Annotated in this window: 8 protein-coding genes; 4 read left to right on the top strand and 4 right to left on the bottom strand. The window is 70.5% G+C overall.

The features are described 5' to 3' along the window. Window positions 1-270 precede the first annotated feature (270 nt). Entirely contained in the window at window positions 271-756 is a 486-nt protein-coding gene (locus ACWD12_RS31940) for a VOC family protein (RefSeq protein ID WP_450102466.1), read from the top strand. 27 nt (window positions 757-783) lie between these two features. On the opposite strand, the gene ACWD12_RS31935 is transcribed toward ACWD12_RS31940, so the two are convergent. The 3 genes from ACWD12_RS31935 to ACWD12_RS31925 form a co-directional block, all read right to left on the bottom strand. Next, complete coding sequence (locus tag ACWD12_RS31935) at window positions 784-2,022, bottom strand: LamG-like jellyroll fold domain-containing protein (RefSeq protein ID WP_450102465.1); 1,239 nt, start codon at window positions 2,020-2,022, stop codon at window positions 784-786. An 83-nt stretch (window positions 2,023-2,105) separates the two neighbouring features. Beyond that, window positions 2,106-2,582 (bottom strand): peptidoglycan-binding domain-containing protein, encoded by a 477-nt coding sequence (locus ACWD12_RS31930; RefSeq protein ID WP_450102464.1) that lies wholly within the window; start codon window positions 2,580-2,582, stop codon window positions 2,106-2,108. Window positions 2,583-2,692: 110 nt separating this feature from the next. Beyond that, window positions 2,693-3,598 (bottom strand): IclR family transcriptional regulator, encoded by a 906-nt coding sequence (locus tag ACWD12_RS31925; RefSeq protein WP_450102463.1) that lies wholly within the window; start codon window positions 3,596-3,598, stop codon window positions 2,693-2,695. A 90-nt stretch (window positions 3,599-3,688) separates the two neighbouring features. Between ACWD12_RS31925 and ACWD12_RS31920 the strand changes: the two genes are divergently transcribed. Further along, on the top strand, window positions 3,689-4,816 hold the full coding sequence (locus tag ACWD12_RS31920) for an LLM class flavin-dependent oxidoreductase (RefSeq protein ID WP_358363186.1): 1,128 nt from the start codon (window positions 3,689-3,691) through the stop codon (window positions 4,814-4,816). A 106-nt stretch (window positions 4,817-4,922) separates the two neighbouring features. Beyond that, the gene (locus tag ACWD12_RS31915) at window positions 4,923-5,360 is read left to right on the top strand and encodes an SRPBCC family protein (protein WP_358363187.1); all 438 of its coding nucleotides are present in this window, start codon (window positions 4,923-4,925) and stop codon (window positions 5,358-5,360) included. A gap of 160 nt (window positions 5,361-5,520) precedes the next feature. Here ACWD12_RS31915 and ACWD12_RS31910 read toward each other — a convergent pair whose 3' ends face one another. After that, a complete protein-coding gene (locus ACWD12_RS31910) occupies window positions 5,521-6,231 on the bottom strand; it encodes a M50 family metallopeptidase (RefSeq protein WP_358363188.1) in 711 nt (236 codons plus the stop codon). 65 nt (window positions 6,232-6,296) lie between these two features. Between ACWD12_RS31910 and ACWD12_RS31905 the strand changes: the two genes are divergently transcribed. Then, window positions 6,297-7,241 carry a DUF7064 domain-containing protein gene (locus tag ACWD12_RS31905; protein WP_450102462.1) on the top strand — a complete coding sequence of 315 codons (945 nt, stop codon included), beginning with the start codon at window positions 6,297-6,299 and terminating at the stop codon, window positions 7,239-7,241. Window positions 7,242-7,260 lie beyond the last annotated feature (19 nt).

Raw genomic sequence — 7,260 nt, 5'->3', positions numbered from 1 at the left:
AAGCCTGGGGCACCGCCGGCGCCGTCGCCGTCATCGCCCTCATCGCCTGGAACTTCCTCTACTTCTACCCGATCTACACCGGCACCACGATCCCGACGACGGACTGGCACGACCGATTGTGGTGGCCGACGTGGACGTGATCCGGGGCACCTGATGCGGTGCACTCGATCCGGCCGATCTGACGGGCGGTCATCAGGAATCAATCTTTCCTATTAGCCGCCTACTGTCGTTCTCGGACAGCAGCACTGGCTACGTCAGGAAGGCGCTCGCATGCCGGTCGCACACAAGCCCGAGGGCTACACCGCGGTCACCCCGTGGATCATTTCGCGGGACACCGCCGGACTGCTGGCGTGGATGGCCGAGGCCTTCGGCGCCGAGGAGATCGGCCGGTTCGTGAGCCCGGACGGCAGCATCGGGCACGCCGAGACCCGCATCGGCGACGCGATCGTCATGGCCTTCGACGCCCCGCCCGACTGGGCGCCGACCCCGGCGTTCCTGCGCCTGTACGTCGAGGACGCGCACGCGGTACACGCGGCGGCGGTCGAGGCGGGCGGCGTGTCCGTCACCGAGGTCACCCACCTGTTCTTCGGCGACCTGGTCGGCCGCGTACGCGACCCCTTCGGCAATCTCTGGTGGATCCAGACCCACATCGAGGACGTGACCGAGGAGGAGGTCGCCCGCCGGCTGTCCGACCCGGTGTTCACCGAGGCCATGGCGTACGTCCAAGGCGCACGCATCGTCGAAGGCGACGCGTGAGCGCTGAACTCCCGTCCGGCACCCGCGCTATCGCTGGGTGCCGGCGAGGGCGGCCACTTCCGCGGCGGACAGGGTGCGGTCGAACACCTGCACGTCGGCCACCGATCCGTTCAGGCGGTCGACGCCGCTCGTGGCGCGTCCGATCGTGAGGGGGCCGGCCGCCTTCCACGACTTCGCGGCGCCGGCGGAGCCCTGCGCGACGCCGTCGACGTACAGCGTCATCTGGCCGGTGGATGCGTCGTAGACCGCGGCCAGGCTGGTCCAGGCGCCGATCTTCGCGGGCTGCGACGCGGCGGCCGTGTACCACTGCGCGGGGTTGGCGGCGTCTTCCGACGTGCGTACGAACGCCCATGTGCGCGCGTCCTTGTTGTAGTGCAGGTAGAAGCCGCTGACCTGGGTGCCGTCCTGGGCGACGATCGTCTGGTGCGCCTTGGTCTCGGTGACTTTCGCCCAGGCGGCGATCGTGAAGCTCCGGGTCGTGTCGACGACGGGCTCGCGCGTCTGGATCGAGCCGCCGCCCGCGAAGAACGCGCTGCCCGACTGCTCGGGCGACCAGGTGACGATCCCGGAGGTGGTGCCGTGGAAGCGTTCCCCGGTGTCCGCGGCGCCCTGGTCGAGCTCCCAGTGGGCGACGGCATCCGTCGGCACGGCGACCGGTGGTGCCGCAGCGGGGGCGGTGGGTGCGGGAGTCGCCCCGGGGGCGGGGACCGCGTTCGAGGCGGCGGGTCCGCCGGACGGGTCGGCGGAGCCGGAGGCGACGGGCGGGGACGCGTCGGCATCGGGCGACTTCTCGTCGTCGTCGCCCGACGCGCCGAACAGGAAGCCGAAGACGGTCGCGGCGATCGCCACGACACCGAAGGAGACGGCCGCCCCGATGCGCTTCTTGCGACGGTCCGGATCGACGACCTCGAACACCACCCGTTGCGGAGGCGGTGCCGGAGCGGGTTCCGAGGACGCCAAGGCCGCGGCGGCCGGCCACACGGAATCGGGGGCGGCGGTCGGAGCCGGGGCGGCCGGACCTGAGCCGACCGGGCCTGTGCCGGCCGGAACAGGCGTGGGCAGCACCGGAGTTGACGGTGCATCAGCGGATCCCGCGGGCGCTCCGTCGGCGGGCGTCGACCCGTCGCCGACGGACGCGACCCCTTCGCCTTCGGCCCCGATGGGCCGCGTCTCGTCGGTCCACGCAGAGCCGTCCCACCACCGCGCGGTGCCCGTGTACCCGTGTGGGTCCTCGTACCATCCCGCAGGCTTTGCCCCCGTTGTCATGGGCATCGAGCGTACGGGCTGAACAGGCCGTCGCATATGGGGGCTTGGCGCGATCCCGCGGCCACCGGCCGGAATGCGCGGGGTTACCAGAAGGACGGGACCTCGTACCAGCATCCGACCGACTTCCAGGCGCCCTCGCCGGACCCGAGGTCGATGACGGTGTGCATCACGCTGCCGACGAACGGATCCACGACGCCGTCCTGCGGCAACCCGAGCAGCCGCTCGAAGCGCTTGGTGTCGGCGGTGGTCTCGGGCCCGTAGACGGCGTCCGGGTAGAAGTCGCTGAACCCGACGGAGTAGTAGAACGCCTGGACGCACTGCGCGCCGAATCCGGTGGCGCCCGGACCGATGTCCGGCAGTCCGGGTGCGGCGTGCGCGGGAGCGAAGGCGCCGGACGCGCCCACCGCGAACAGCGCGGCCGCGGCGGCGCCCGCCACTCGTTCGCGCGCCCCACCGCGCCACCGCCGGTGGTCGGGGGCTTGTTCGCGCGCTCGGTCGGGTGCGCAGGTTGCGGAGTCGGTTGCGGAGTGCGGTGTTCGGGGCGTGATCGCGGGGTCCACCGTGTGCTCCTCTCCGGGGTCGTGCGGCCCCGTCCCGGAAGCAGCGTGCGGGCGCCGGGCGGCGTACGGAAGGAGCTATGCCGGATCGGTCGGGTTCCCGGCGCCGCGCGTCACTCGAAGTACGTGTCCGGTGTCCGTCCGCCGGTCTGCTTGGTGACGAGGCGTGCGGTGGCCGCCAACCGGTCGCCGTGGGCGGTGACCTGACGGCCCGTGACCTGGCGCAGGCCGTTCAGCGTCATGGCGAGGGCGACCTGTCCCCGGGCGTCGAAGACCGGCGCCACGATGGTGGTGATGTCGTACGTCGCCTCGGCCTCCACCCCCACCAGCTCGTAGTCCTCCTCGCCCAGCGCCGCCGCCAGTTCGGCCAGGCGGTCGCGCAACCTCGGTGCCTCGCGCGGGCGGTCGGCGAGGCGTTCCAGGGTGGCGCCGATCTCGGTGCGCGTCGGGCTCTCGACCGTGATGGAGTACCCCCGCTCGCGCACCGCCGCGAGGGTGACCGGCAGGTGGATGCGGGCGGTGGCCTGCATGCGCCGGTCGAGGCGACCCAGCCACGCGTCCACCTCGTGGGGCGACGACCACGCGAAGAACACCTGGCCGAGCGGCGGTACCAGCGGCATGCGCTGGCCCACGCGTACGTCGGCGGACGACAGTTGCGGGCGCCCCTCCACCGCGAGGATCACCAACTCGTCGCCCACCGACACGCTGATGATCGCCTCGGTGCTGAACTCCTCGGCCAGCGGCCGCATTTCGCCGCGGGCCAGGTCGACGGCCCGGTTGCTGCGCAGCGCCGCGTCGCCGACCGCGACCAGCGACGGGCCCAGTTCGTACGTCTTGCGCCGCGGGTGCCGCACCAGGTACCCGGCGTCCTCCAGCGACTGGAGCACCGACAGCGCCGAGGCGAGGTTGATGCCCAGGGACGCCGACAGTTCCGAGAGCGTGAACGCGCCGCCGGGATGCGCCGCGAAGAAGTTGAGGATCTCGATAGCCCGGCTGGCGGCGAGCGCGGGACGAACCATGGAGGCCCCCTTGTGACCTGGGCGACATCGCGCCAAACTCATTATCGGATTTCGAATCAGTTTTCAGAATATCAAAAAGCGGAGCGTCACATGAAGCTCGACGTGTTGTACGAGGTCGACGTCCCCCGGCCCTGGCACGGGGATCACCCCTACGGCCAGCGGCGGGAGGAGCAGCGGGCGTACCGCGAGGCGGTCGAGCAGATCCGACTGGCCGACCGGATGGGCTTCAACACGATCTGGGCGGTGGAGCACCACTTCCGCGAGGGGCGCTCGCACATGCCGGCGTCCGAGGTGTTCCTCGGCCATCTCGCGGGGCTGACCGAGCAGATCCGGATGGGCTTCGGCGTCACCCTCACGCCGTTCGGGTTCACGCCGCCGCAGCGCATCGCGGAGAAGGTCGCGACGGTCGACATCCTGTCGAACGGCCGCGTCGAGTGGGGCACCGGGCGCTCGACGCCGATGGAGCAGACCGCGTTCGGCGTGGACATCGCCAAGTCGCGCGACGACTGGCGCGAGGCGATCGAGATCGTGTGCGGCATGTGGCGCGAGGAGTACTTCGAGTACGAGTCGGAGCGCTTCAGGTTCCCGCGCCGCATGGTGACGCCCAAGCCGTTCCAGGACCCGCATCCGCCCGCGTGGATGGCCGCGACGTCGCAGGGCTCGGCGGAGGTCGCCGGGTCCAACGGGCTCGGCATGCTGTCGTTCTCGATCATGCAGCCGCTGGAGACGATGGCCGCGCAAGTGGCCGCGTACCGCAAGGCCGCGGAGACCGCGACGCCGCTGACGGACGTGACGACGAACAAGGTCGCGGCGTACACCCTCGTGCACACCACGGGCAGCAAGCAGGTGTCGCAGAAGGTCTGGGACTCGGTGGCGTGGTGGTACAAGAACCTCGCGATGTTCACGCTCGAATGGGAGCTTCCGCACCTGGGCAAGGAGGAGCGGGACAAGACCTTCCCGCTCCTCAAGCCGCTGTTCGAGGGCGAGGTGCCGGTCGAGACGTTCGACGCCGCCGACATGATCGTCATCGGCGACGTGGACACCTGCGTCAAGAAGATGAAGCGGTACGCGGACCTCGGCGTCGACGAGCTGATCTGCTACGTGCAGTGGGGCTACCTCGACCACCAGGACATCCTCAAGACCATCGAGATCCTCGGCAAAGAGGTCATCCCGGAACTCGACCGCTACACCCCCAAGGTGCAGCCGCCGACGAGCTGAACCGGGACGGGATTCGGACCCGGACGGACCGAGGTGGTTTGCTGTTCGCCACCAAGAGCCCGCGCCGCGCCGCGGCCGGGCGTTCGTCCGAGTTCGAGGAGTGGTCATGGGGCAGGTCAACGCGGATGCTTCGCGCGACGTCGAGGGTGAGCCGGAGGCGGTCTTCGCGGCGCTCGTCGACTACGCCGCGACCCGTCCGAAGCTGTTGACCGAGCACTTCTCCGACTACGAGGTGCGCGAGGGCGGCCAGGGCGCGGGCACCGTCGTGCACTGGAAGCTCCAGGCCACCAAGAAGCGTTCGCGCGAGTGCCTGTTCGACGTGACGCAGCCCGCCGACCTCACGCTCGTGGAGACCGACCGCAACTCCACGATGGTGACCACCTGGACCGTGGCCCCCGCGGGGGAGGGCCGCAGCCGGGTCAACGTCAACACGCGCTGGCAGGGCGCGGGCGGCGTCGGCGGCTTCTTCGAGAAGACGTTCGCACCGTCCGGCCTGCGCAAGATCTACGACGGCGTGCTGGCCAAGCTCGACGACGTCGTCTGACCCACCGGCAAAACGCCGTCGCCCCGCCGCGGAATCGACCGCGGCTGCGACGGCCGCCCGCAAGCGCGTAGGGCCCGCCACCCGGGTTTCCCGGGTGGCGGGCCCTACGTCGTACGCGCGCTGCCGGAACCGCGCCGCACCCGGCGGTGCCCGCCGCGCGTCAGGCGAGCAGCCAGCCCGCGGCGGTGCCGAACGCGGTGGCCGACAACAGGGCGAACAGCCCGACCCACACGGCACCGGGAATCCTGGTCAGCGTCGCCAACTGGTCGGCGTCGGACCACTGGGCCTGGCGCCGTCGGCGCAACTGCTGGAGCTCGATGACCGGCCGGATGCCGGCCGCCAGCAGGAACCACACCAGCAGGTACGCGAATCCGGCCTGCACGTCCGGTTTGGCGAGCCACGACACCGCGAACACGACGCCGCCGACGACGATGAGCGCGAACGCGCCGTAGAGGTTGCGGATCATCAGCAGCATCAGCGCGAGCCACAGCAGGGTGACCCACAGGGTCATGGTGATGTGGCCGTTGACGAGCAGCGCCGCGCCGCCGGCGCCGAGGAACGACGGCGTCACGTACCCGGCGAACGCGGTCAGCACCATGCCGAACCCGGTGGGCTTGCCGACCGAGACCGTCACGCCTGACGTGTCGGAGTGCAGGCGGATGCCGGTGAGGCGGCGGCCGGTCAGCAGTGCCGCGAGGGCGTGGCCGCCCTCGTGCGCGATGGTGACCACCGTCCGCAGCGGGCGCCACACGGGCCGGTAGAGCACCGCGAGGATCGCGGCGATGCCGGTCGCGGCGACGAGCCACCGGGGTGGGTCGGGCTGGGTGCCGACGACTCGATCCCACACCTCTTGCAGCGACATCGTCTCCACACTCGCTCCGCCCTGCACAGTGCTTTTGGTTGACCTTGACAAGTAGTCGTAGTACTGAGTGCGCTATGACGACGACGCACCCTGACGACGAGTTCCATCCGCCGACGAGCGACGACCCGTACTGGACCGAGACGTGCTGGTTCACGTTCACGGTTCCCGAGCGCAAATTGTCGGGCCAGCTCTACCCCTTCTTCCGGGCGAACCAGGGGGTTGCCGCGGGCGGCGCCTACTTCTGGGACGAAACAGGCCGGTACATCCACGACGCGCTGTACGCCAAGAACTTCTGGCACATGCCGATCCCGGACCAGCCGCTCACCGACATCACGCTGCCGAATGGCATCGCGTACCGGTGTGTGGAACCCCAGAAGGTCTACCAGGTCCGCTACGACGACCCCGACGGGGGCGACGAGATCTCCGTCGACCTCACCTTCACCGGCGTGCTCCCGCCGCACTACCTCGGCGACAAGCACGTGGACCAGCCCGGCCGCTACGAGGGCACGATCGTGCTGCGCGGCGAGGTGATCCCGGTCGACTCGTACGGCTTCCGCGACCGTTCGTGGGGCGTGCGCTCGCAGTTCGGCCAGGGCCTGATGACCTCGCCCGCGCGGCGCGGCGGCTACAGCTACGCGACGGCCTCCGACCGCGACGCCTTCCACGCGATCACGATGGACTTCGGCAGCGGGTGCGTGGCCATCCACGGCTACGTGCTGCGCGACGGCGTGTGGGCCAAACTCGCCAAGGGGCGCCGCGAGGTCGTCGAGCGCGACGACGTGACCGGCTGGGCGACACGTGTCGTGTTGGAGGGCGCCGACGAGCTCGGGCGCGAGCTGCACGCCGACGGGCGGACGGAGAACCGTCTCGGCTTCTTCCTCAACCCCAACCTGTTCACCGTCAACTGCCTCACCTCGTGGACGTTCGACGGGGTCACCGCCTACGGCGAGGACCACGAGAACTTCAGCGCCGCCGAAATCCGAAGTTTCAGTAGGGGGTTCCGCGGCGACAAGGCGTGATGCGGCGGTGACCCGGACC

This window comes from Streptodolium elevatio (assembly GCF_053592165.1).
The sequence above is the reverse complement of the archived record's forward strand: the minus strand, read 5'-3'. Positions and strand labels throughout refer to the sequence as shown.